Consider the following 22,936-nt stretch of genomic DNA (forward strand, 5'->3'; position numbering starts at 1 on the left):
CACAAATCATCTCCTCGTCTTCTCACTGTTCGGCATTGCGACTGTGCCGATAATCGCTCACCGCCTCATACACCGCTTTGCGCAAGCGGTTGATCCCGCCAATCGGTCGGTGCGCCTCGATACCAAACCACGGATTGAACGACAGGTTGTCGCACGCCAGATTCAATGCCGGCGTGTCAAAGTCCTGCGCAGGCAGGGTGATTCGCGCCACACTTTCGAACGGTGAATCCTGCTCGCGCCACTCGATGCTGGTGTCCTCGATTGGCATGTACTTGTTCGCGTCCTGGCGCTGAATCTGCAGCACAAAACACGCTGGCACCCGATCCGTCGACAGTTGCTGGTTCAAGGCGCTGCGCAGGAAATTCGGCAGGTCGTGGTTTTGTGGGGGCAGGGCATACGCCGGGCAATTGTCCGGATCCGGCGCGACTCGAAACTTCACATTTGCCTCCCCGAATTTGTAGGGCGATACCGAAAAGTACGTGGTCGCCGTCGGGCTGTTCGGTGGCGGCGCCAGGGTCGCCAAGGCGATGAACAGGTGGCGGATCTGCCAGTTGCGCGGATCCCAGCCAGGAAAGAACGCCATCATCTTTTTGCCGTCAGCCTGAGCCGCCACATTCTGACGATACTCGGCGACATCGCTGACAAAGAAATTCGGGTGGCTGAACATCACGAAGTTTTGCTCGCGGCGTTGCTGACGGTCGCCGAGCAATGGTTTGCCGGGCACATCGAGCAGTTTGATTGCCATGCCCCGGGCATCGCGGATGCTGTCGAACTGCGGGTAGGCGTTGCCATTGGACAGGCGAATCATCGCCTGCCAGGTTTTGCCTGGTTCGGTGAAAACACCTTGGCGCAGCGCTGGTGTCAGTTCCGGCAGCACCGTCACTTCGGCTTTCACGCAACCATGGGCCTTGGCATGCGCGTCGCGCAGATAACGGGTGCCTTCACGGTGTTGATCGACGATGCGTACGGCGGTCTGGATCACGTCCTGGGTCATCGCCGCTTCACCGGCGGGAACCTGTTCCTGCGCTGACACCGGGCCTCTGTGTTGCCAGACGAACCATGCGCTCGCGATGGCCCAGCCCAGCAGGCCGATAATCAGCAATGTCAGTAGGGCTTTGCCCAGCAGGCGCCCCAGCCACATCCAGACGCGGGCGAACATCGACGGTCTTTTATACGGGTCGATCCTCATGGCAATTGCGCCTCCAGTGGTCCGCCCAGTACTTTCAGGTATTCCAGCAAGGCCCAGCGCTCCTCTGGTTGCAGCAGTCGGCCGATGACCCCACTGCCGCGCTCGCCGGCGCGGAATTCATGACCGCTGTTGTGGTTGCCGCTAATCCGCGTGTCGAACAGGAAACCATTGGTAAAGGCTTCGGTGCGATACCCCAGATGGCGCGGGTCGTATTCGAACGAACCTTTATAGAACGTCGTGGCGCGCTCATCCTGCGGTGACAGCAGTTGATAAAGGCTCGGTACTGAACCGTTGTGCAGAAACGGCGCGGTGGCCCAGATACCGGCCAACGGCCTGGCCTTGTAGGCGACCTTTTCGCGTACGCCGATCGGCAGTCCGAAGCCGTCGAGTTGGGGTTTTTCCTGCGGGGTGACGCCGGCCTCGCGATAGGCGCGGTTCTCGACGAACGCGGTGACGTAGGCCAGGCCCTTGGCCACCGAGAGCTGGCTCAAATCCAGTGGTTCGGTGGGCGTCGGATGCAACTTCACATCCATCTGCTCCAACTCCTTCAGGTCCCATTGCAGCGGCGTCAGGTCGAAACGGTGGTTGGCTATGTTGGTCGCCGCATTCGGATCGGTACCGATTACCTCCACCGGCAGCAGGTGCAAATGCTGCACCCAGCGTTCGCCCTCCTGGGTCTTGCGCGGCACGTGGCAACCGGCGCAGTTCTCGGCAAACAGCGCGCGGCCCTTGGCAGCCAGTGGTTTGTCCACCGCACCCAAGACATCTTCCGGCCAGGCGGGTGGTTGCAGGTGTTGCAGGGTTTCTTCGATTTTGTGCAGATCACGCACGCGGACACTGGAGGCGTAACGGGCATCGCCCTGCAGCGGCTGGCCATTGCTGTCGAAGAAATTCAACGTGGCGCCGACACCCAGTGCCTCCCCGATGTTGCGCGCCATCGGTTGCTGCGCCGAACCGTTCCACTGCACCCAGTCGAACGTCCACATGTCCCACAGTTGCGGGTAGTCCACCGGTGCATTGGCCACGCGGTAGTTAGCGGGGGAGATCGCGTCGCCGAAGGTGGCGTTGGCGATGCGGCCGAATGCGTCGGTGCGGCCCGGGCCTTCTTCGGTAGGGTAGAGGCCGCGATGCGTGTCGTTCCAGGCGACTTTGAGGAAAGTGTTCAGCGATTGCTTGAAGTCTTTGCGCAGTTGCTCGTGGCGTGTCTCGTAGTCATCGCCCAGAACATTTTTGGCGAAACGCTCGAATTTCCATGGGTTGTAGTAAGTCGAGGCCAGACTCGCGACCAATGCCTGTCCGAAACTGCCACCGCGCAATGTAGGAACGCTGGAAGGCAAGACATGTTGCGCCGAACCACCGTCAATTCGCACGGCCTGGCCCTTGAAGCGCAATTCGCCGGTGTGGCAGGCGGCGCAGGTGATATCGAGATAATGCTCGGTGCCACCGGGATTCGCGTGGCGGGCGAAGCCGACCGGCAGATTGCCGGGGTTGTTCGACGTGGCTTTCTGCTGTGGATCAACCAGAAAACCGAAGCGTGCGAGGTATTCCGGGGACGCGAAACGCTGCTGAGAGAAGGGCAGTTCCAGCGCCTCGAACCATTCATAGCGCAGGCCTTTGACCTGTGTGCCTTGCGGCGTGAAGTAGTAGGTCTGGCGTTCCTCCTCGCTCCACTGCTGCAGGTAATGCACCTGTTGGGCCGGGATATAGAAGGGCAGTTTCGGGTTGGCGACGTAGTACAGAATCACTGCCAGAGCCAGTCCCAGCAGCACAATGATCAGTGCCAGCACACGGTATAAGAGGCGCAAGATAAACATCCTTGTCGAGTTGTTGCCTTGTTATGCCTCAGCTGTTGCAGGTGCGGCAAGTGGCCATTACGCCAACTGTCGTAGGAAGTCTCATCAGCCCTTGTCAGCTCCAGATGACAGAAGCTTCATCGTCCCTTGGCCCGAATGCGTTTTAATCCCTGAACTTATCGGACATTTCCTGCTCTCATGCCGGTAGCCATTGGTCGTGGCGGCCTGATAAGCTCGCGGCTTTACTCGATTGCCCTTTCGGCGCATGAACAAGGAAATAGCATGAAACAGCATCGGTTGGCGGCGGCGGTAGCCCTGGTTAGCCTGGTCCTCGCGGGTTGTGATTCGCAGACCAGCGTAGAGCTGAAAACCCCGGCGCAAAAAGCTTCCTACGGTATCGGCCTGAACATGGGCAAGAGCCTTGCTCAGGAAGGCATGGATGATCTGGACTCCAAAGCGGTAGCCCAGGGCATCGAAGATGCCGTCGGCAAGAAAGAACAGAAGCTGAAAGACGAAGAACTGGTCGAAGCCTTCGCCGCGCTGCAAAAGCGTGCTGAAGAGCGCATGGCCAAGATGAGCGAAGAGTCGGCAGCCGCCGGCAAGAAATTCCTCGAAGAAAACGGCAAGAAGCCTGGTGTCACCACCACCGCTTCCGGTCTGCAGTACGAAGTGGTCAAGAAAGCCGACGGCCCACAGCCTAAGCCTACCGACGTAGTGACCGTTCACTACACCGGCAAGCTGACCAACGGCACCGTGTTCGACAGCTCTGTTGAACGTGGCAGCCCGATCGATCTGCCGGTCAGCGGTGTGATCCCGGGTTGGGTTGAAGGTCTGCAACTGATGCACGTTGGCGAGAAGTACAAACTGTACATCCCTAGCGATCTGGCTTACGGCGCGCAATCGCCAAGCCCGGCAATCCCGGCCAACTCGGTTCTGGTCTTCGACCTGGAACTGCTGGCCATCAAGGATCCAGCCAAAGAAGACGCCGCCGCCAAGTAATCGGCTGTAGCTTCGAAGACAACGCCTCGCTTATGCGGGGCGTTGTTGCATCTGGACGATGCTGGCGGTAAACAGAGCGAACGGATGGCGCTTACGGCAGTCCTAGAGATTGAGGCTGCCAGCGCTAGACGCCCTGAGCCGCCAAGTCAATGAAATATTGGGGTTTTTTATGTGAGTAAAAAACGCCCGATCTGAGCGCGGCCCTTATAAAACGGGGCTTTCAGCGCTGAAATGCAGCTCTGTTCACAAGGTTATCCACAATTTGTGTGGATAACATTTCAACGGGAGAAATAGATGAAAGCGCCGTGGAATTTCGCCCGATTTCTGCCCCTCGCCGGTCGATTGCTGGCGCGTGGGCGTCTGCCGACCCTGTTGTTCGCGGTGGCGAGCAAAGGTGCCGCGCAAGGCAATCGCCTTGGCAAACTCAAGGATGATCTGCGTCTGCTCCAGGCACTGTGCCTGGCCTACTGGCGTGGCGACTATCGGGCCATCAGCCCGAAAGCCATGGTTTCGGTGGTAGCGGGGCTGATGTACTTCCTCAGTCCGGTGGATGCGATCCCGGATTTCATCCCGGTGTTCGGCATGCTCGATGACATCGCCGTTCTGGCCTGGCTGATGAAAACCCTCGACGATGAGCTCAATGCTTTTCGGCTCTGGCGCAACCGCCAGCAGCCGGAAAAACTTGCGGTGGTCGAGCGCCTGCCTGATACCCCCGAGCAACTTCAGCTTCAGGGCCCGAAAAAGCCCTGATTCACTTCGCCTGCAGACAGATAGATACCCCCCGCGACCTTGGCCGCTGTTAGGATTACACTTCTAGGGAAAAGTGCCGACTCGCTAAGTGTTGTTGTCCTACGGGGTAGTCATGGATATTCAGATAATTGCACGCGATGGCGAACCCGAGTATGCGGTTCTGCCATGGGTCCAGTATCAGGCTCTACTGAAAGCAGCAGGCATCAACGAAACACCGCCGCAGCAGGCGCCAGCGCCGGCCGCCGCAACGCCGGACCCGATTCTTCCAGGTCTGGATCAACTACGCAGTTTGCGCGAAGGGAAGGGCATCGCCATCGAGGCGCTGGCCCGCACGGTAGGCATCAGCCCGTCTTATCTGGCCATGATCGAAAGCGGCGAGCGTCAACCTGACGCCGCGATTCGTCGCAGCCTGGCCTGGGAACTGACGGTGCCGGGTTGGAGGGATGAATCGTGAGCGTACGCATCAGTCGTCAACATTGGGACGGATTGCTCGGGGAGCTGGATCAGGCGCGCAGGCAGCGCCATCTGTTGACCTATCGAGCCTTGCTCGAACGTTTGCAACTGCCGACGCCGGCGATGCAGACGCTGACCGCGGCACTTGAGCATCTGGCCGCGCTGGACGCCAAGGCTGAACAGCCGTTGCGCAGTTCGCTGGTGATCAGCCAGGGTGCCAGCCGTTTGCCACGTACCGGTTTTTTTGAATGTGTCGAGCGTCTTGGACGCTTTTCCGGGCCGTCCGATGGCGTCGCGGCTGCTTCCTGGCATGCGTCGGAAGTGGTCAGGGTGTTCGAATACGAGTACCCGGAATCGGCGGAGGCCTGAGTGTTCTTACGACTCAAGGCGTCAGCCAGTTACTGGTTGGCCCGCAGGCTGTTTCACTGGTCATGGTTTGTCCGCCAGCCCAGAGGCTGGCGCTGGCTCGAAGGGCAGTTTGCGCGCATGGCCAATCTTGGCGATGTCGGCGCGCAGAGCTTTTATGGGCACATTCTGACGTTTCGCGGGGTTGGCCTGGGTGCCCGCGAAGAGGGTGTGCGGCTGTTGCGTCTGGCGGCGCTCGCCGGCGACGGCAAAGCGGCCTATCAGGTCGGCGTGATCAGCTTGGCCGGTACGCCGAGCAAAGCGCCGGATCCGGCCGAAGCGGCGCGCTGGTGGACGTTGGCCGCCAAGGCCGGTCACCCGTTGGCGGAGCTCAAACTCAAAGAATTGAGCGCTCGGGATTAAACCCGGTAAATCATTTTGTATCGCTCGATAAACGTGGCGTGAGGGAAACCTCACGCCACGTTTGCGTTTATCGCTATACGTTTTGTAGTAATCAGCCTTTTGCGGATTAGTCCTACAGCAAACACCTACTCGCCTGACTTCTTTCCTGCTTGATCCCCCGCAAAGTCCCCGCGCCTAATTTTTGCGCGAGGGAACGCTCATGTTTGACCCGGTTTTTCATTCCACCCCGCATCGTCGCGTGCGCTGATGGAAGCCGTCAGCCGTATCGAGCAGGAACTCGACAGTTTCCCCGACACCCTCAGCCTCTATCGCCAGCAGCTTGAGCATTGGTTCAGCAAAGCGGCCGACCAGGTCAGCCACGCGGCGGACCTGCCGTCGCTGATGGGCATGGAGCGGATCATCCGCTTCGGTGATCGCGTTACCGCCGTCAGCACGGGCGACAGTGAGTTTGCCACCGGCGTCGTGCAGTGCCCGAAAAGCGGGGTGCTGGCGATCGAGAGCAAATTCGAGTCGGTGTACGACATTCCGCTGGGCGACATCGTGGTGGATGTGGTCGCGGTGGATGATGGCCAAACCTCCCCCGTCGCACTTGATGCGCAAGGCCGGGGAACATTCACCGGTACGCCAGGCAAGTTCTATCGCGTGCAGGTGCACAGCGACGTTACCCCGGAGCAGATCAAGGCGCTGTTCCAGTCCTACGACGGCTTGACCGGCGAGCTGGATGGCTGGTTGCGCAGCGAGTGGCAGGGGTTCAAACCGCAGTGGTCGCAGTCGGTGGCGACGGCGGCGGGCAACGGCATGCTCGCCGGGAGCTGGGCGGCGATCGAGGGGGTATGGGACAGCATCGGCATGCTGTCGGAGATTCTCAAGGATCCAGGCGCATTTGCCGAGCGGCTGGGAAGCGGCGCGGCTGATCTGATTCATCTCGCAGAATCAGCTCCGGATGTCATGCAAAAGCTGCGGTTGCTGGTCAGTGATGAGGCAGCGCTGTGTTTGCTGCTGCGCAGTGCGAGTCTCTGGCTGGAGATGCTGCCGCCCAGCCAGATCGCCGGCAAAACCGCTGAAACGGCGTCGATGATGATCGTGCAGGTGCTGATCGATGTGCTGATCGGCGTTGTGTTGACATTCGTCGGGGCTGGCGCCGGGATCGCTTATCTCACGCTACGCCTGGCGGATCGCGCCGCCCAGTTGCTCTCGGTTGTGAAACGCCTGGTCAAGGCAATGTTCGGCATCGTCAACACGTTCATCCATTACGTCGACCAGTACAAAACTGTCGCCGCGCGGGGTATCGCCGCCGGGGTGAAAAAGGGCCGCATGCAATTGCGCTGGGATGCGAAGCGCAATGCCGCCCTGAAGAAAAACGAGCACCACGATAACGCTCCCGATCAAGCGAAAAACCCCAACGGCGACAGCGCCGATTGCGCACCGCTGACCTGCACCAACGGCTGTCCGGTGTCGATGGTTACCGGCGAAGAACTGCTGACCCTGACCGATGGCACGCTCGATGGGGTGTTGCCGTTCGAGTTCACCCGGTTGTACCGCACCAGCGCGGTGGAGATCGATGTCGGGCTGGGGTTTGGCTGGAGTCATTCGCTGGCGCATCGGCTGGAGTTTGATGGCGAGGCGGTGGTCTGGGTCGATCACGAGAACCGCCGCACGCGGTTTCCGTTGCCCAGCGTTGAGCGCCCGGCGATTCACAACAGCCTGTCGCGGGCGGCGATTTTTCTCGGCGATGAGCCAGAGGAACTGATCCTCGCGCTGGCCGGGGATACAGCGCGGTTTTATCACTTTCGTGCCGGGCGGCTGGTGGCGGTCAGTGATGCGTATGGCAATCGTCTGATCGTTTCTCGCGATCATCAGCAGCGGATTGTCCGCCTGGACAATGGCGCGGGTCGCTCGCTGCTGTTGCGCTATGACCGGGCGCATCTGGTCGCGGTTGATTACCAGGTGCTTGAGGCTGATGGCTGGCGCACCGAGCAAACGCTGGTCAGTTATTGCTACGACGCGCGTCAGCGGTTGTTGGCCGCGACCAATGCGGTCGGTGACAGCGAGCGTTACGACTACGACGATCAGCACGTCATCCTGCAGCGGCAACTGACCGGCGGCGCGAGCTTTTTCTGGGAGTGGGAGCGCTCGGGCAAGGCGGCGCGCTGCGTGCGGCACTGGGCGTCGTTCGCGCAGATGGACACCCGTTACGTCTGGGCCGATGACGGCAGCGTCGCGGTGCACTACGTCGATGGCAGCGAAGAAACCTACGTCCACGATGACAGCGCACGGCTGGTGCGCAAGGTCGCGGCCGATGGCGGTGAGCACCTCAAGGCTTATGACGATCAGGGCCGGCTGATCGCCGAGCAGGATCCGCTGGGCGCGGTCACCGAATACCGTTACGACGACGTCGGACGGCTGATCGCGCTGCTTCCGCCGGACGATGAGCCAACGTCCTACGAGTACCGCAACGGTTTCCTGCACAGCCGTTCTCGCGGCGAGGCGGTGTGGACGTTTCGGCGCAACGCCGAGGGCGATGTCACCGAGGCGGTCGATCCTGACGGCCAGGTCACCCATTACTACTACGACACGCGCGGGCAGTTGCTGTCGATCCGCTATCCGGACACCAGCCGGCACAAGTTGTCGTGGAACGACCTCGGGCAACTGATCGAGGAAACCCTGCCTGACGGTGGTGTGCGGCGCTTTTCCTACGACGCGCTGGGGCGACGGACGACCACTTGCGACGAACACGGCGCGATCACCCGTCAGCAGTGGGATGCGGTTGGCCGACTGGTTCAAACGACCTTTCCTACGGGCGCTACCCGTGCCTACAGCTATGGCGCCTACGGCCAAGTCACTGCCGAGCGCGACGAACTCGGGCGCATCACCCGCTACGAGTATGACGACGACCTGCACCTCGTCTCGCGCAAGATCAACCCCGACGGCACGCGGGTGCAGTACCGCTACGACCATGCGCAACTGCTGCTGACGGAAATCGAGAACGAGTCCGGGGAAAAGTACCGGCTGGACTACACGCCGAGCGGATTGATCCGACAGGAAACCGGCTTCGACGGCCGGCGCACCGCTTACGCCTACGACCGCAACGGGCACCTGCTGGAAAAGACCGAGTTCGGCGATGACGGCTCGACGCTGGTCACCACTTACGTGCGTGATGCGGCCGGGCGTCTGCTGCTGAAAACCCTGCCCGACGGGGTTGAGGTGGCTTACACCTACGACCGCCTGGGCCGTTTGACCGGGGTCGATGACGGCCAGAAACATCCACTGGCCTTTGAATACGACCGGCAGGACCGGCTGATCACCGAGCATCAGGGCTGGGGCACCCTGCGATACACCTACGACGCCTGCGGCCAGCTCAAGCGCCAGCGTCTGCCGGACAACAGCAAGCTCGATTACCACTACGCCAAGGGCGGCGCGCTGACCGCCATCGACCTCAATGGCACGCGGCTGAGCAGCCACGTCTATCAATCGGGTCGCGAACAACAACGCCAACAAGGCCTGCTGCTCAGCGATTATGCCTACGACGATCAGGGACGTTTGCTGGCCCATTCTGTAGGCCATCAGCACGACTCGCTGTATCGCCGGGATTATGCCTACAGCGCCAACGGCAACCTCGAGCACATTGCCGACAGCCGCCACGGCCAGCGCACCTATGGCTATGACGCCCTAGACCGTTTGATCCGCGTCCGTCACTCGCGCGACGAACTACCGGAATCCTTCGCCCACGACCCGGCCGGCAACCTGCTGATGCAGGATCGTCCCGGCCCCACGCGGATCAAGGGCAACCGCCTGCTGATGCAGGGCGACCGGCACTACGACTACGACGCCTTCGGCAACCTGATCCGCGAACGTCGTGGCCGCGACCAGCAACTCGTCACCGAATACCGCTACGACTGCCAGCACCGCCTGATCGGCCTGACCCGCCCCGACGGCCAAACCGCGTCCTACCAGTACGACGCCTTCGGCCGGCGCATCCGCAAAACCGTCGACGGCCAGACCACCGAGTTCTTCTGGCAAGGCGACCACCTCGTCGCCGAAAGCAGCAAAACCCACCACCGCAGCTACGTCTACGAACCCGGCACCTTCCGCCCCCTGGCGCTGCTCGACGGCAAAGGTCCGAAAAAGGCCTGCCCGTTCTACTACCAACTCGACCACCTCGGCACGCCGCAGGAACTGACCGACTACAGCGGCGAAATCGTCTGGTCAGCGCAATACGACGCCTACGGCAAGGTGTCGGCGATCACCCTCGCGGGCGAGGACTACCTGGACCAGCCGCTGCGTTTTCAGGGGCAGTATTTCGACGCGGAAAGTGGGCTGCATTACAACCGGCATCGGTATTACGACCCGAGGTTGGGGCGGTATCTGACGCCGGATCCGGTGAAGTTGGCTGGAGGACTCAACCAATACCAGTACACGCCGAATCCGACGGGGTGGGTGGATCCGTTGGGGTTGAACTCTAACTGCCCGCCGCCGAATAGGCCGGGCTGTACGGTACCTGGTGCGAGTGATGGAGCTAAGGTTGATGAAGAAGAGCCTGAACTTCCGAAGCCGAAATTAAGCGCAAGAGAGGCCGCGAAGAAAGAGGTTGAGAGGTTAAATGACAGTCAGGGGATGCACATGGTTGGTAAGCATGGCCCTGAGCTGCCAAATGAAAAATTTAAAAAAAGGGCTATTGATGGGACGGACCCGATTACGGGTCAACCAAGAAGAGGTCGAAATGCTGGTGTAGGTAATCCGAGCTCCAGATTTTACAGTTGGGAAATAATGCTTGAAGCCTATGTTCTCGCGACCACCAGGGTTGAACGCGGACTCCCTCGTTTCACCGGACAGGATAGTCAGGGAGCTAACGTTGTAAAAATGAGGCTTCCTAACGCTGGGGAAGGTTATAAGCCAAATAGAAGGGATAAAGAAAACCCTCGATTAGTTACCAATATGGGAGGGTTCGAAATGAAGTTCGACCCCATAACAAACCTACCATTTACTCTTTATCCAACGGAGTGATTTTATGTACATTGATCCTGAAACGTCGAAGCCTTATCTACCGACCCCAGCATATTTTTTGTGTTGTTTTGATGTGTATGATCGCGAAGAAACCTTGGGGGTGGAGCTTGAAAGATATAATCCGAACACAGTCGTAGATAGGGAGGAACTTATTTTAAAGTATTGCATACCTATGAATAGGTCGTATCGTCAAAAATTTTTGCTTGTGGAGTGTCTCAAGTTTGCGTTGCAAGACGAGAGGTACGATTTTAGATCCTTATTCCAGTATGATCCTGAGGCTTATTGTTCATTTCCGGATGGTTGGGATGAAATGGTCGATTCAAGGGTTTTTTTTGAAGATATATATCGGATAGCTATGGTTGAATGGGGTGCCGAGTTGAAGAAGGCTGGTTTGGAAGATCAAGCTACTTGGTAAATGCGTTAGCTGATGATGCTGGTTTGGAGTGGTAATAGAAGATGTTCAGAGGTGTTTATAGTTCGCGGTTTTTAACCCATCGAGCGCAGTTGAATGCTTTAAATGAAGCGATGACAAGAGAGGCACGGAAGATGTCGCGATTCACGGGAGAAGACAGCATGGGTAATTTGGTTGTGAGAATGGCTGCCGAAAATGTGGGGGAAGGGTACGAACCTAACCCATCAGATCCATCAGAACCCCGCTACATTCAAAAAATGAATGGGTTTGAAATGAAGTTTGACTTTGAAACATTGCAACCTTTCGCTCTATATCCGGTGGAGCACGTTTGATGTTGATGCATCCCTATCTTGATGTTCCATACAGTCCTAAGTTAAAGCATTTTCTTGGTGGGTTTGATATATACGATCGCGAAGAGACGCTGGGCGCAGAGTTGGCAGAGTACGATCCTGAGTGTCCTTCAGATAGAGCGAAATTAATTTATAAATTTATTGTGAAAAGATTTTCGGGTTTGACTCATCGGCACAAGTTTGTCTTGTTTTTTGTATTGCGTGAGGCTCTGGATGGCGAAACGAGTAAGCTCTCTGAGGTTTTTAAACATGATCCTTTTTCTCATTCATTGCTTCCACTTGGCTGGAATGAAATAAAAGATCCCACGAGTTTTTTTGAGCATGTGTACTCTATTCTCTCCGAAGTTTGGATTGATGAGTTGTATCTCGCCAGTCAGGAAGACTGCTCCACGTGGTAGCCGGCATTAGAAGCGGAATCTTGAGTGATGCTACTGACGCCTTCGCGAGCAAGCCCGCTCCCACAGGGATCTGTGTCGCCTGGAGAGTCAGCGTTGGCCAATCAGTTGCGGCAGGTGAAGGTCGGCAGCAGTGAGGCTATCAATCACATGCACGCTATACCCCGGAACATTCTTCGCATGATGCTTCGCCTGCGAAGCCATTTCCGCGAGTTGGCTGGCATCCAGTTCTGCGCAGGCCTCGGGTTGCAGGTGGACTACGCCGATCGATAACGAGAGCAGCGGAAACTCCTGCCGCACACCCTGGCGATTCGGCGCGATGAAGCAGCCGGCTTCAAGATGCTCAGGGCGATAGAAGCGTCGGCATTGGCTCTGGAAGTCGTCGAGCAGTTGGTTGAGGCGTTTGCGCCAGTCTTCCGGGCCGAGTACCAGCAGGAAGTCGTCGCCGCCGATGTGGCCGACGAAGTCGCGGGACGGGTCGACGCGTTCGTTCAGACATTGCGCCAGGCACAGCAGGACTTCGTCGCCACGGCCGTAGCCGTAGATGTCGTTGAAGGGTTTGAAGCTGTCGATGTCGACGTAGCAGATGATCGATTCGCGGCCCTGTTGCAGCAGGCGGGTCAGGCATTGCTGGATCGGCACGTTGCCGGGTAGCAGGGTCAGCGGGTTGGCGTAGCGGGCTTGCTGGATTTTCAGTTCGGTGATCAGTTTGAGTAGATCGATCACCCGACCGAGGCCGAGATAACTGCCGTTGAGGGTGATGATGAAATCTTCTTCGATGCGCTGCCGGGCGCGGCTGGTGATCAGGCGGCTGACCTGTTGCAGCGACTGGCTCATTTCCACAGCGAGGAAGTCGTCGTTCATCAGGCGGCTGATTGGCTTGCGGGCGAACAGGTCGGTGGCAAACGGCTTGAGCAAGGCGTCGGACAACGAATGGCGATGGACGATGCCGCACGGCTGGCCCTGTTCGTCGAGCACCGCCAGTGAGTTCAGATTGGCCTGGCGGCGGAAGGCTTCCAGCACCGTGGCGGTCGGTGTGTCACGATGCACCGCCGGTTGCTCGTTGAGCAGGGCGCTGAGGTCGCTGCCTTCGTCGTTCAACGCCACGGTGCTGCTGTCGTGTTTCGGCATCAGGGCCCGGGCATCGCGGGGTGGATGCTCCTGCGGACGACCGAGCAGGTAACCCTGCACCAGATCGACGCCCATCTCGGTCAGCACCGCCAACTCTTCCGGCAACTCTATGCCCTCGGCAATCACCTGCGCCCGCGAAGCCTTGGCGATTTGCAGGATCGAGCCGACGAACTCGCGTTTCAACGCATCCTGATGGATGCCGTCGATGAAGTGGCGGTCGATCTTCACGTAATCCGGGCGCAACTCCGACCATAGACGCAAGCTCGAATAGCCGGCACCCAAGTCATCCAGTGCAATCGAAAAGCCCATCGCCCGATAATGATGCAGGGCGGTTTGCAGCAACTGGAAATCGTCGATCGGCGTCTGTTCGGTGAGTTCGATCACCACTTGACTCGGTGGGATGCCGAAGTCTTGCAGCAGTTGCAAGGTCCGCCCCGGTTGGTACGCGGCTTCGAGCAGGGATTCCGGCGAGACGTTGAGGAACAGCTTGCCCGGCAGTTGCTGCTCGTTGAAACGACGGCAGGCAGACTGGCGGCAGGCAATCTCCAGTTCGCTCAAGCGGCCGGCTTGACGCGCCACCGCGAACAGCGCGATAGGCGAATGCAGAGGGCTGTTGGACGGGCCGCGGGTGAGGGCTTCGTAGCCGAGAATGCGACGCTCGGAGAGACAGATGATCGGCTGGAACAGGCTGTGCAAACCGCTTTGAGTCAGGATCGAGCTCAAGGCACTCAGCTGTTCGGTCGTGGTCATGGCAATCTCTGGCGATAAAAAAAGGACTGGGAGCGCTCTTGCTTGAAGAGGCGCTCCCAGTCCTTTATTTCACGACAGAATGATGACTGTTTGATGACGCTCCGGGGAGCGTCACCACTAAATTGCCATCATCTTACTTCTTGGCCACCTGATTGCTCAGCTTCAGGTAATCCAGCAGCACGCGCCCGGTTTCGCTCAGGTAGGCGTCGTCTTCTGGTTTGACCTTGTCCGGCTCAGCCGCAGCCAGCGCGTCTTCATCTTCTTTCTTCAGCTCTTTGAGCGGTTCTTCGCCTTTGGCTTTGCGACGGATGTTTTCCATGGCCAGTTGCTTGGCATCGATGTCCGCATGCTGGGCACGGCGGTCGGCTTCGTTGAGGCTGACGGTTTTTTCTTCCATCAGCTTCTGCGCCAGGGCCAGCTTGTCACGGATGAACACGAACTCGGCGTCTTTGGCGCTGCGTGCGTCATGCTCGGACTTGAGCTGCGCCAGGTACGGCTTGAACGGATCGGAGGCCGGCTTGATCGCTGCCTTGATGGTGTCCCACGGCATGGCTTCCGGCAGGGCGCTTTCGCCGATTTCCTTGGTGTCGATGATCGACGGGTAGTCGATGTCCGGCAGTACGCCCTGATGCTGGGTGCTCTGCCCGGAAACCCGGTAGAACTTGGCCAGGGTCAGTTTCAGTTCGCCATGGTTCAGCGGCTGAATGGTCTGCACGGTGCCTTTGCCGAAGGTCTGGCCACCGATGATCAATGCGCGATGGTAGTCCTGCATGGCGCCGGCGAAAATCTCCGAAGCCGAGGCGGACAGGCGGTTGACCAGCAGAGCCATCGGGCCTTTGTAGAACGCGCCCGGGTTTTCATCTTCCAGTACATCGACGCGGCCATCGGCGTTACGCACGAGTACGGTCGGGCCCTTGTCGATGAACAGGCTGGTCAGCTCGGTGGCTTCCTGCAGAGAACCGCCGCCGTTGTTGCGCAGGTCGATGACCACGCCGTCGACTTTCTCTTTCTGCAGTTCGGTCAGCAGTTTCTTGACGTCACGGGTGGTGCTCTTGTAGTCCGGATCACCGGCACGGAACGCCTTGAAGTCGAGGTAGAAGGCCGGGATCTCGATGATGCCGAGCTTGTAGTCCTTGCCGTCCTGTTTCAGGTTCAGCACGGATTTTTTCACCGCCTGGTCTTCAAGCTTCACCGCTTCGCGAGTGATCGGCACGATCTTGCTGGTCTGGTCGTTCGGCGCATTGCTCGCCGGAATCACTTCCAGGCGCACCACGGTGCCTTTCGGGCCGCGGATCAGCTTGACCACTTCGTCCAGGCGCCAGCCCACCACGTCAACCATCTCTTTGTTGCCCTGGGCAACGCCGATGATCTTGTCGGCCGGTGCAACCTGCTTGGTCTTGTCGGCCGGGCCTGCCGGCACCAGGCGCACGACTTTCACTTGATCGTTGTCGCTCTGCAACACGGCGCCGATGCCCTCGAGGGACAGGCTCATGTTGATGTCGAAGTTCTCCGCGTTATCCGGCGACAGATAGTTGGTGTGCGGGTCGTAGGACATGGCGAAGGTGTTGATGTACGCCTGGAAGATGTCTTCCGCGCGAGTCTGGTCAAGACGCGCCAACTGGTTCTTGTAGCGCTTGGTCAGGGTTTCCTGGATCTGCTTGGAATCCTTGCCGGCGATCTTCTGCCGCAGCACTTCGTCCTTGACGCGTTTGCGCCACAGGTCGTCGAGTTCAGCGGTGGATTTGAGCCAAGGGGCGTCCTTGCGATCGATCAGCAAGGTTTCCTTGGTGGTGAAGTCCATCTTGTCGACGCCCTTGTTCAGCTCCGCAATGGCGAAGTCCAGGCGCGCCTTGACGCGGTCCAGATAGCGCTTGTAGATGGTGAACCCGGCGTTGAGGTCGCCGCTTTTGAGGAAGTCGTCGAACTGGGTCTTCCACTTGTCGAATTCGGCGATGTCGCTGGCCATGAAGTAGCTGCGCGACGGGTCCAGCAGCTTGATGTAGCTGTCGTAGATGATCACCGAGCGCGCATCGTCGAGCGGCGGCTTGCTGTAGTGGTGACGCTTGAGCAACTCGACGACGTTGAGGCTGGCGATCACTTCGTCGCGATCCGGCTGCAACTTGTCCCAGCTGTTGGCTGCGAATGTAGTGCCCGACACCGGCAACAAGCCGATACCGATGAAAAGAGCGAGGGCGGTGCTGGGGAGCAAATGCTTCATGCTGATTCGACGCGGGGACAATTGATAACGCATATTAGGCCGTCTTTGAAGTCGCCGGTTCTACGAGAGCCGGTCGCATAATGCAAAAAGCCCGGCGCTACAGCTTCGGGCTCAGTCCAGACTCACTATGGAGGCACTGTGAAGGCATTGCAAGGCGTTGAAGGTCAAGTGGCATGGCTTGAAGAGCCGAGTCCGGCATGTGATGTAGGACAAGTGCGCATTCGCGTGGCGGCTGCGGGCCTCAATCGCGCCGATTTATTACAGAAAGCCGGGCTTTATCCACCGCCGCCGGGCGCCAGTCAGGTGCTCGGTCTGGAGTGTTCCGGGGTGATCAGCGAAGTCGGCGCCGGCTCGTCCTGGCAGGTCGGCGACCGGGTCTGCGCCTTGCTGGCCGGGGGCGGAATGGCCGAGGAGGTGGTGGTCGACGGACGGCACGTGCTGCCGGTGCCCGAGGGCGTTTCGTTGATCGAGGCCGCGGCATTACCCGAGGTTTATGCAACGGTCTGGCTCAACGTGTTTCAACTGGCGGCGCTGAAACCCGGCGAGAAGGTTCTCCTGCACGCCGGGGCCAGTGGAATTGGTTCAGCCGCCATTCAGCTATGCAAGGCGTTCGGCAATCCCTGTTGGGTCAGCGTCGGGTCGGCTGAGCGATTGGCCTACTGTGAGGCGCTGGGAGCCCAGGGCGGCGTGGTGCGCACCGATGATCTGGAAAGCCTGCGCGACTTCGGGCCGTTTGACGTGATCCTTGATCCGGTCGGCGGCAACTATGCGGCACTGAACCTCAAGCTGACGGCGCTGGACGGACGCTGGGTACTGATCGGCCTGATGGGCGGACGTGAGGCGAAACTGGACCTGGCACAGATACTGGCCAAGCGCGTGCAGTTGCTCGGTTCGACGTTGCGCAGTCGCGACGATCAGTTCAAGGCCGACCTGTTCAGCGATTTGAGCCAGCATGTGTGGCCGCTGTTTGCCGAAGGGCGGTTGAGTCCGCAACTGGCAAAAGCCTTCCCGGTGAAAGACGCCGAAGCGGCGTTTGCCGAGCTGGCGAGCAACAAAGTTGCCGGCAAACTGGTGCTGGTGGTCGACGAAAGCCTGACCTGAAAACACCGAAAAACCTGTGGGAGCGGGCTTGCTCGCGAAGGCGGTGAATCAGACAAGAATTTATCGACTGACACTCCGCCTTCGCGAGCAAGCCCGCTCCCACATTTGGATCTATGTTTAGCCGGATTTTTCGGCAAGCTCCCTTGCCACAGTTAAGCGTCCATATTTGGATCTTTGATTATTTCCAGAGATGGATCGGCCAGCCGGCTTTTTCGGCGTGCTCCAGCAGGATCGGATCCGGATTCACCACATGCGGGAAGTCCACCTTCAGCAGTAATGGCAAATCGTTGCGTGAGTCGGAGTAGAAACTCGCGCCTTCCAGATTCTCTTCCTCGGCATCCAGCCATTCCAGCAGGCGGGTGATCTTGCCTTCGCGGTAGGTCAGCGTGCCGACGGTCTGGCCAGTGTAAACGCCGTGCGCAACGTCCAGTTCGATGCCGAGAATTTCGTCGATGCCCAGGCGCTCGGCGATCGGTTTGACCAGGTGCGTGCCGGAAGCCGAGATCACCAGAATCCGGTCGCCGGCCTTGCGGTGGGCGGCGATGGTTTTGGTCGCGTCGCTGAAGATGATCGGTTCGATGAAGTCTTCCACCCATGGGCCGACCAGGTGTTCGACCTCTTCCGGGGTGCGCCCGATCATCGGTTCGAGGCTGAATTCCATGTACTCTTCCATGCGCAATTTGCCATGGCTGTAGGCGTCCATCAGCTCGTTGTTCTTGCGCATGAACGACTCGGGATCGACCCAGCCCAGGCGCCCCATCTGCTCGCTCCAGAGGGTGGCGCAGTCGCCGTGGATCAGGGTTTCGTCCAGATCAAAAATTGCCAGGGCCATCAGTGCAGTTCTCTCTTCAACGTCAGCAAAGTCATCAGGCTACCTCACACAGGGCCGTCGGATCGATGGAAAGCGCCAGACGCTGACCGTCGGGATGCAGATCCGCCGCCGAGCGGTTGAGCACGTCCACCACCAGTTCCACGCCACGCGCCTCGACTCGATAGCGGATCACGTTACCGAGCAGGCTGTGGCTGCGGATCTGTGCATCGAGTTCGCCATTGAGGCTCAGCTCGATGGCTTCCGGGCGAATCGCGATGCGGTGGTTGATCGGCCGTTGCAGCAGTTTCGAGGCGCTCTCGGCGTCGAGCAGGTTGTAGTTGCCGATGAAGCCGGCGGCGAAGATATCGACCGGCGCGGTGTAGAGGGTTTCGGCATCGCCGCTCTGCACGATTTTCCCTTGGTTCATCAGGAAAATCCGGTCAGACATGGTCAATGCTTCTTCCTGGTCGTGGGTGACGAAAATCGTGGTCAGGCCGAGTTCGCGCTGGATCTGCCGGATCTGTTCACGCAGGTGTTTGCGGATACGCGCATCCAGCGCCGACAGTGGTTCATCCAGCAGTAACAGGCGTGGACGGGTCACCAGCGAGCGGGCGAGGGCAACGCGTTGACACTGGCCGCCGGAGAGCTGATGCGGATAACGGCTGGCGAAGTCGTTGAGCTCAACCAGTTTCAGCACCTCGGCGACACGCTTGTGGCTGTCGTTGGCATTGACCTTCTGCATGCGCAGGCCGAAGGCAACGTTTTGTTCGACGGTCATGTTGGGGAACAGCGCGTAGCTCTGGAACACCATGCCGATCCCGCGTTTCTGCGGGCTCAGCGGCACGATGTCGACGCCATCAAGCAGGATCTTGCCGCCATCCACCGGCGTCAGGCCGGCAATGCAGCGCAGCAGGGTGGACTTGCCGCAACCCGATGGGCCGAGGAGGGTGACGAATTCACCCTTGTTGATCTCGCAGTTGATGTCGCTGAACACGGTCGTGCCCGCGTAGTTTTTCTGCAGGTGTTGGACGCTGACATAGCTCATTCGCTTTTGTCCTTGTTCAAGATGTTGGCGATCCAGGTCAGGACCAGCACGAAAAAGAAGTACGAGATCACCAGCGCACTGGTGAAGTGGCCGCTGCTGTTGCGCATGTTGTTCAGATACACCTGCAGGGTTTCGTAACGCGTGCCGACGAGGATGTTGGCGAACACGAACTCACCGAACAGGAACGAGAACGACAGCAGCAACGCGACCATCAGGCCTTTGCGCAGGTTCGGCAGCACCACCAGAAATGCCGCCTGAAAGGTGCTGGCGCCGAGCAGTTGCGCGGCGTCCATCAGGTCGCGCAGGTTGATCGCCTGCAGGTTGTTGGTGATCGCCCGGTACATGAACGGCAGCGCCACGGTGAAGTAGCAACCGATCAGAATCCACGGTGTGCCTACCATCGCCAGCGGCCCGGAACCGTACAGTTGCAACAGACCCACCGACGACACCACCGGCGGCACCGCGAAGGGCAGCAGGATCAGGATGTTCATCAGCGCATCGAGTTTCGGGAAGTGGTAATGCACCACGAACAGCAGCGGCAGGATCAGCACCACCGACAGCACCAGCGCGCCGACGCACACCAGCAGCGACTGGCCGAAGGCATGCAGGAAGCGCGGGTCGCTCCACAACTGGAGGTACCACTTGAAGGTGAAACCGCTGGGCAGGATGGTCGCCGACCAACTGCTGGCAATCGAGTAGATCAGCGTGCCCACCAGCGGCAGCAGCAGAATCGCGAACAGCAGATAAACCACGACGCGGTGGTAGACGCCGGCCGGGCCGGATTCAGCGCGAGACATGGTAGCTCCTCTTCAACAGCAGTTGATGCACGACGGTGACGATGGTCATCAACGCCACCAGCACCACGGCCAGGGCACTGGCGAGATTCGGATCGAGGGAAATATCCCCGGAAACCATTGCCGCGATGCGGATCGGCAGCACGTTGAAGTTGCCGGTGGTCAAGGCGTACACCGTGGCGTAGGCGCCGAGGGCGTTGGCCAGCAGGATCACGAAAGTGCCGAGCAGTGCCGGGGTCAGCACCGGCAGACCGATGTGGCGCCAGAACTGCCAGCCGTTGGCGCCGAGCAGCGCGGCGGATTCGCGCCAGTCTTCACGCAAGGCGTCGAACGCCGGGTACAGCAGCAGCACGCCGAGGGGAATCTGGAAGTAGGTGTAGAGGATGATCAGACCGGTTTTCGAGTACAGGTTGAAGTCCTGAATGATCCCGGCCTGCTTGAGCATGATCGTGATGCTGCCGTTGAAACCGAGCAGGATGATGAACGCGAACGCCAGCGGCACCCCCGCGAAGTTGCTGGTCATGTTGGCGAAGGCATTCACGAAGTTGCGCAGTTTCGAGTCGACCCGGCGCAACGAATACGCACCGAGCACGGCGATGATGATGCCGAATACGCTCGACCAGAAACTGATCTCCAGGCTGTACTGAATCGCCTGCAGATAGAACTTCGAACTGAAGATCTTGCTGAAATTGGCGAAGCCCCAGCCGAACTCTTCCGATTGCAGGCTGTTGATCATCACCCAGACCAGCGGGGCGATTTCGAACACGATAAAGAACAGCGCGAACGGCACCAGACACAGGGCCGCCAGCCATTTGCCGCGAGTCATGGCATTCACTTGAGCAGCTCCCGGCACACAGGTTTGTCGTGAGGGACGCCGAGCAGTTCGCAGACGGTGCCGCAGATCTCGGTCTGCTTCGGCGCGGCGTCAGCGTTGAGGCTGAAGGCGTTGCCGAGGACGAACAGCGGCACCTGACGTTCTTCCGGCAGCAGGCCGTTGTGCGAGCGGTCGTTGTTCATGCCGTGATCGGCAGTCACCAGCACCTGATAATCCGCGTCGAGCCAGCCTTGCAGGTAGTCGGCGAGGATGATGTCCGCCGAGCGCGCGCTGTTGCGGTATTGCGCGGAATCGAGGCCGTGCTTGTGGCCGGCGTCGTCGATGTTCATCGGGTGGATCAGCAGGAAGTTCGGCGCATGGCGCAGGCGCAGGTGTTCCGCGTCGGCGAACAGGTGCGAATCCGGGTAGTGATCGTTCCAGTAGAAATGCCCGTGCTGGATCGGTAACGCTGGATCGTCGGTATGCCGGTCGCGGGCCGCTAGGAACGGTGAGCGGTTGTACAACTCGCTGACCCAGTGATAAGCCGCTGCGGCGGTTTTCAGGCCGGCGTCGCGGGCGTAGTGATAGATGCTGCGCTGATTGGACAGGCGCGCAACGTTGTTGTGGACGATGCCGCTGTCGATCGGCGGCACGCCGGTAAGGATGCATTCGTAAAGCGGTCGGGACAGGGCCGGCAACTCGCACTCCAACTGATAGAGCGCGGCGCGTCCTGCGCCAACGTAAGCCTGCAGATGCCCCATGGCGTGACGCGCGACCTCGTAATTGAGACCGTCGAGCACGACAAGGATGACGTTGTGCTTCATAGGGGCAAAAACTCCGCGAAAACAGGAAATTTCAGATTCAACCTGGATCCCCTGTGGGAGCGGGCTTGCTCGCGAAGGCGGAGTGTCAGTCAATAGATGCTTGACTGATCCACCGCATTCGCGAGCAAGCCCGCTCCCACATTTGGATCTCCAATGGATCCAGCAGTGGGGATTTACAGGATTACTTCATCTCTACGATGACTTCTTCGTTCCACTTCTGCGGCAGGGCCTTGGAGGTTTTTTCCCAGGCGTCGGCGTCCTTGATCGGCGTGACCTTCTTGTACTGCTCGTTCGGCAGCAGCTTGGCCTTCACGTCTTCCGGCAGTTGCAGGTGCTCGGCACGGATCGGGCGGGCGTTGCCACGCGCCAGGTTGGTCTGGCCGGCGTCGCTGAAGATGTATTCGCGGGTCAGCTTGGCGGCGTTCGGGTTTTTCGCGTATTTGTTGATGATGGTGGTGTAGCCGGAAATCACCGAGCCATCCGACGGGATCAGCACCACGTAGTCATCCGGGTTGGCCATCTTGGCCTTGTAGCTCAGGCCGTTGAAGTCCCAGACCACGCCGACTTCGATCTCGCCTTTTTCCATGGTGGCGATGGTCGGGTTGGCCATCGACAGGCGACCTTGCTTGGCGATGTCTGCAAACAGCAGCAGAGCCGGCTGGATGTTTTTCTCGTCGCCACCGTTGGCCAGGGCAGCGGCCAGTACGCCGTTGGCGGCTTGCGCGGCGGTGCTCACGTCACCAATGGAAACCTTGTATTTGCCGCCCTTGAGGTCAGCCCATTTGGTCGGGACTTCGGAACCGTGCAGCAGCTTCTTGTTGACGATGAAGGCGATGGTGCCGGTGTAGGCCAGTGCCCAGTTGCCGTCCTTGTCCTTGGCCCAGTCCGGGACTTGATCCCAGGTGCTTGGTTTGTACGGTTGCACCACGCCCTGCTTGACCGCGATCGGGCCGAAGGCGGCGCCGACGTCGCCGATGTCGGCAGTGGCGTTGTCTTTTTCGGCGGCGAACTTGGCGATTTCCTGGGCCGAGCTCATGTCGGTGTCGATGTGTTTCAGGCCATAGGTCTTGGCCAGGTCTTCCCAGGTGCCTTTCCAGTTGGCCCAGTCATCGGGCATGCCGACGCTGTTGACGGCGCCTTCCGCTTTCGCAGCGGCTTCGAGGGTTTTCAGGTCGGTACCCGCCGCCATGGCGGAGGTGCACATTGCAATGGTCGAGCCTAACAGTGTTGCCAGGAAAAGCTGTTTCATTCCGAAGCTCCTTGGTCGTGTTCAACGCTGCGATTGCGGTTTGTGTTGGTCTAGGTCAGCAATACCTGAGCCAATTTAAGGGGGCT

The 22,936-nt window shown here is 59.4% G+C and carries 20 protein-coding genes; 10 read left to right on the forward strand and 10 right to left on the reverse strand.

Annotated elements, in window-relative coordinates:
- Window positions 1–22: 22 nt before the first annotated feature.
- Both E4T63_RS08620 and E4T63_RS08625 read right to left on the reverse strand, forming a co-directional pair.
- Window positions 23–1,189 (reverse strand): catalase family protein, encoded by a 1,167-nt coding sequence (locus E4T63_RS08620; protein ID WP_134785806.1) that lies wholly within the window; start codon window positions 1,187–1,189, stop codon window positions 23–25.
- Window positions 1,186–2,994 (reverse strand): di-heme-cytochrome C peroxidase, encoded by a 1,809-nt coding sequence (locus E4T63_RS08625; protein ID WP_135295264.1) that lies wholly within the window; start codon window positions 2,992–2,994, stop codon window positions 1,186–1,188. Before E4T63_RS08625 ends, E4T63_RS08620 begins: the two co-directional genes overlap by 4 nt.
- Window positions 2,995–3,264: 270 nt before the next feature.
- Between E4T63_RS08625 and E4T63_RS08630 the strand changes: the two genes are divergently transcribed.
- From E4T63_RS08630 to E4T63_RS08670, 9 genes are all read left to right on the forward strand, one after another.
- Window positions 3,265–3,981 (forward strand): FKBP-type peptidyl-prolyl cis-trans isomerase, encoded by a 717-nt coding sequence (locus tag E4T63_RS08630; RefSeq protein ID WP_007966725.1) that lies wholly within the window; start codon window positions 3,265–3,267, stop codon window positions 3,979–3,981.
- Window positions 3,982–4,275: 294 nt separating this feature from the next.
- Window positions 4,276–4,731, forward strand: a complete 456-nt coding sequence (locus E4T63_RS08635; protein WP_135295265.1) for a YkvA family protein — start codon at window positions 4,276–4,278, stop codon at window positions 4,729–4,731.
- Between the two features lie 112 nt (window positions 4,732–4,843).
- Entirely contained in the window at window positions 4,844–5,185 is a 342-nt protein-coding gene (locus E4T63_RS08640; RefSeq protein ID WP_098967902.1) for a helix-turn-helix domain-containing protein, read from the forward strand.
- Window positions 5,182–5,553, forward strand: a complete 372-nt coding sequence (locus tag E4T63_RS08645; protein WP_003223109.1) for a hypothetical protein — start codon at window positions 5,182–5,184, stop codon at window positions 5,551–5,553. The genes E4T63_RS08640 and E4T63_RS08645 overlap by 4 nt, the downstream gene beginning before the upstream one ends.
- Window positions 5,554–5,952, forward strand: coding sequence for a sel1 repeat family protein (locus tag E4T63_RS08650; protein WP_098967903.1), 399 nt, complete (start codon window positions 5,554–5,556; stop codon window positions 5,950–5,952).
- Between the two features lie 246 nt (window positions 5,953–6,198).
- Entirely contained in the window at window positions 6,199–10,956 is a 4,758-nt protein-coding gene (locus E4T63_RS08655) for an RHS repeat-associated core domain-containing protein (RefSeq protein ID WP_135295266.1), read from the forward strand.
- Window positions 10,957–10,960: 4 nt separating this feature from the next.
- On the forward strand, window positions 10,961–11,371 hold the full coding sequence (locus E4T63_RS08660; RefSeq protein WP_096797032.1) for a hypothetical protein: 411 nt from the start codon (window positions 10,961–10,963) through the stop codon (window positions 11,369–11,371).
- Between the two features lie 158 nt (window positions 11,372–11,529).
- Window positions 11,530–11,700, forward strand: a complete 171-nt coding sequence (locus E4T63_RS08665) for a hypothetical protein (RefSeq protein WP_245223432.1) — start codon at window positions 11,530–11,532, stop codon at window positions 11,698–11,700.
- Window positions 11,700–12,116, forward strand: a complete 417-nt coding sequence (locus E4T63_RS08670; RefSeq protein ID WP_135295267.1) for a hypothetical protein — start codon at window positions 11,700–11,702, stop codon at window positions 12,114–12,116. Before E4T63_RS08665 ends, E4T63_RS08670 begins: the two co-directional genes overlap by 1 nt.
- An 87-nt stretch (window positions 12,117–12,203) precedes the next feature.
- Here E4T63_RS08670 and E4T63_RS08675 read toward each other — a convergent pair whose 3' ends face one another.
- Together E4T63_RS08675 and E4T63_RS08680 are read right to left on the reverse strand one after the other, a co-directional pair.
- Window positions 12,204–13,994 carry a GGDEF domain-containing protein gene (locus tag E4T63_RS08675; protein WP_135295268.1) on the reverse strand — a complete coding sequence of 597 codons (1,791 nt, stop codon included), beginning with the start codon at window positions 13,992–13,994 and terminating at the stop codon, window positions 12,204–12,206.
- A 133-nt stretch (window positions 13,995–14,127) separates the two neighbouring features.
- The gene (locus tag E4T63_RS08680) at window positions 14,128–16,212 is read right to left on the reverse strand and encodes a carboxy terminal-processing peptidase (protein WP_167734107.1); all 2,085 of its coding nucleotides are present in this window, start codon (window positions 16,210–16,212) and stop codon (window positions 14,128–14,130) included.
- A 138-nt stretch (window positions 16,213–16,350) separates the two neighbouring features.
- Between E4T63_RS08680 and E4T63_RS08685 the strand changes: the two genes are divergently transcribed.
- The gene (locus E4T63_RS08685) at window positions 16,351–17,313 is read left to right on the forward strand and encodes a zinc-binding dehydrogenase (protein ID WP_135295269.1); all 963 of its coding nucleotides are present in this window, start codon (window positions 16,351–16,353) and stop codon (window positions 17,311–17,313) included.
- A gap of 178 nt (window positions 17,314–17,491) precedes the next feature.
- On the opposite strand, the gene E4T63_RS08690 is transcribed toward E4T63_RS08685, so the two are convergent.
- The 6 genes from E4T63_RS08690 to E4T63_RS08715 all read right to left on the reverse strand — a co-directional run bounded on the left by E4T63_RS08690 (window position 17,492) and on the right by E4T63_RS08715 (window position 22,850).
- Entirely contained in the window at window positions 17,492–18,145 is a 654-nt protein-coding gene (locus tag E4T63_RS08690; protein ID WP_135295270.1) for an HAD family hydrolase, read from the reverse strand.
- A gap of 34 nt (window positions 18,146–18,179) precedes the next feature.
- Window positions 18,180–19,169: an ABC transporter ATP-binding protein gene (locus E4T63_RS08695; protein ID WP_135295271.1), complete on the reverse strand. Its 990-nt coding sequence runs from the start codon at window positions 19,167–19,169 to the stop codon at window positions 18,180–18,182.
- Window positions 19,166–19,966 (reverse strand): ABC transporter permease, encoded by an 801-nt coding sequence (locus E4T63_RS08700; RefSeq protein WP_007965346.1) that lies wholly within the window; start codon window positions 19,964–19,966, stop codon window positions 19,166–19,168. Before E4T63_RS08700 ends, E4T63_RS08695 begins: the two co-directional genes overlap by 4 nt.
- Window positions 19,953–20,789, reverse strand: a complete 837-nt coding sequence (locus tag E4T63_RS08705; RefSeq protein ID WP_163005303.1) for an ABC transporter permease — start codon at window positions 20,787–20,789, stop codon at window positions 19,953–19,955. The genes E4T63_RS08700 and E4T63_RS08705 overlap by 14 nt, the downstream gene beginning before the upstream one ends.
- Before the next feature lie 5 nt (window positions 20,790–20,794).
- Entirely contained in the window at window positions 20,795–21,601 is an 807-nt protein-coding gene (locus tag E4T63_RS08710) for an alkaline phosphatase family protein (protein ID WP_135295272.1), read from the reverse strand.
- 181 nt (window positions 21,602–21,782) lie between these two features.
- Complete coding sequence (locus E4T63_RS08715; RefSeq protein ID WP_027613356.1) at window positions 21,783–22,850, reverse strand: ABC transporter substrate-binding protein; 1,068 nt, start codon at window positions 22,848–22,850, stop codon at window positions 21,783–21,785.
- Between the last annotated feature and the right edge of the window lie 86 nt (window positions 22,851–22,936).

Source organism: Pseudomonas fluorescens (assembly GCF_004683905.1).
In the GTDB taxonomy this organism is placed as follows: domain Bacteria; phylum Pseudomonadota; class Gammaproteobacteria; order Pseudomonadales; family Pseudomonadaceae; genus Aquipseudomonas; species Aquipseudomonas putida_A.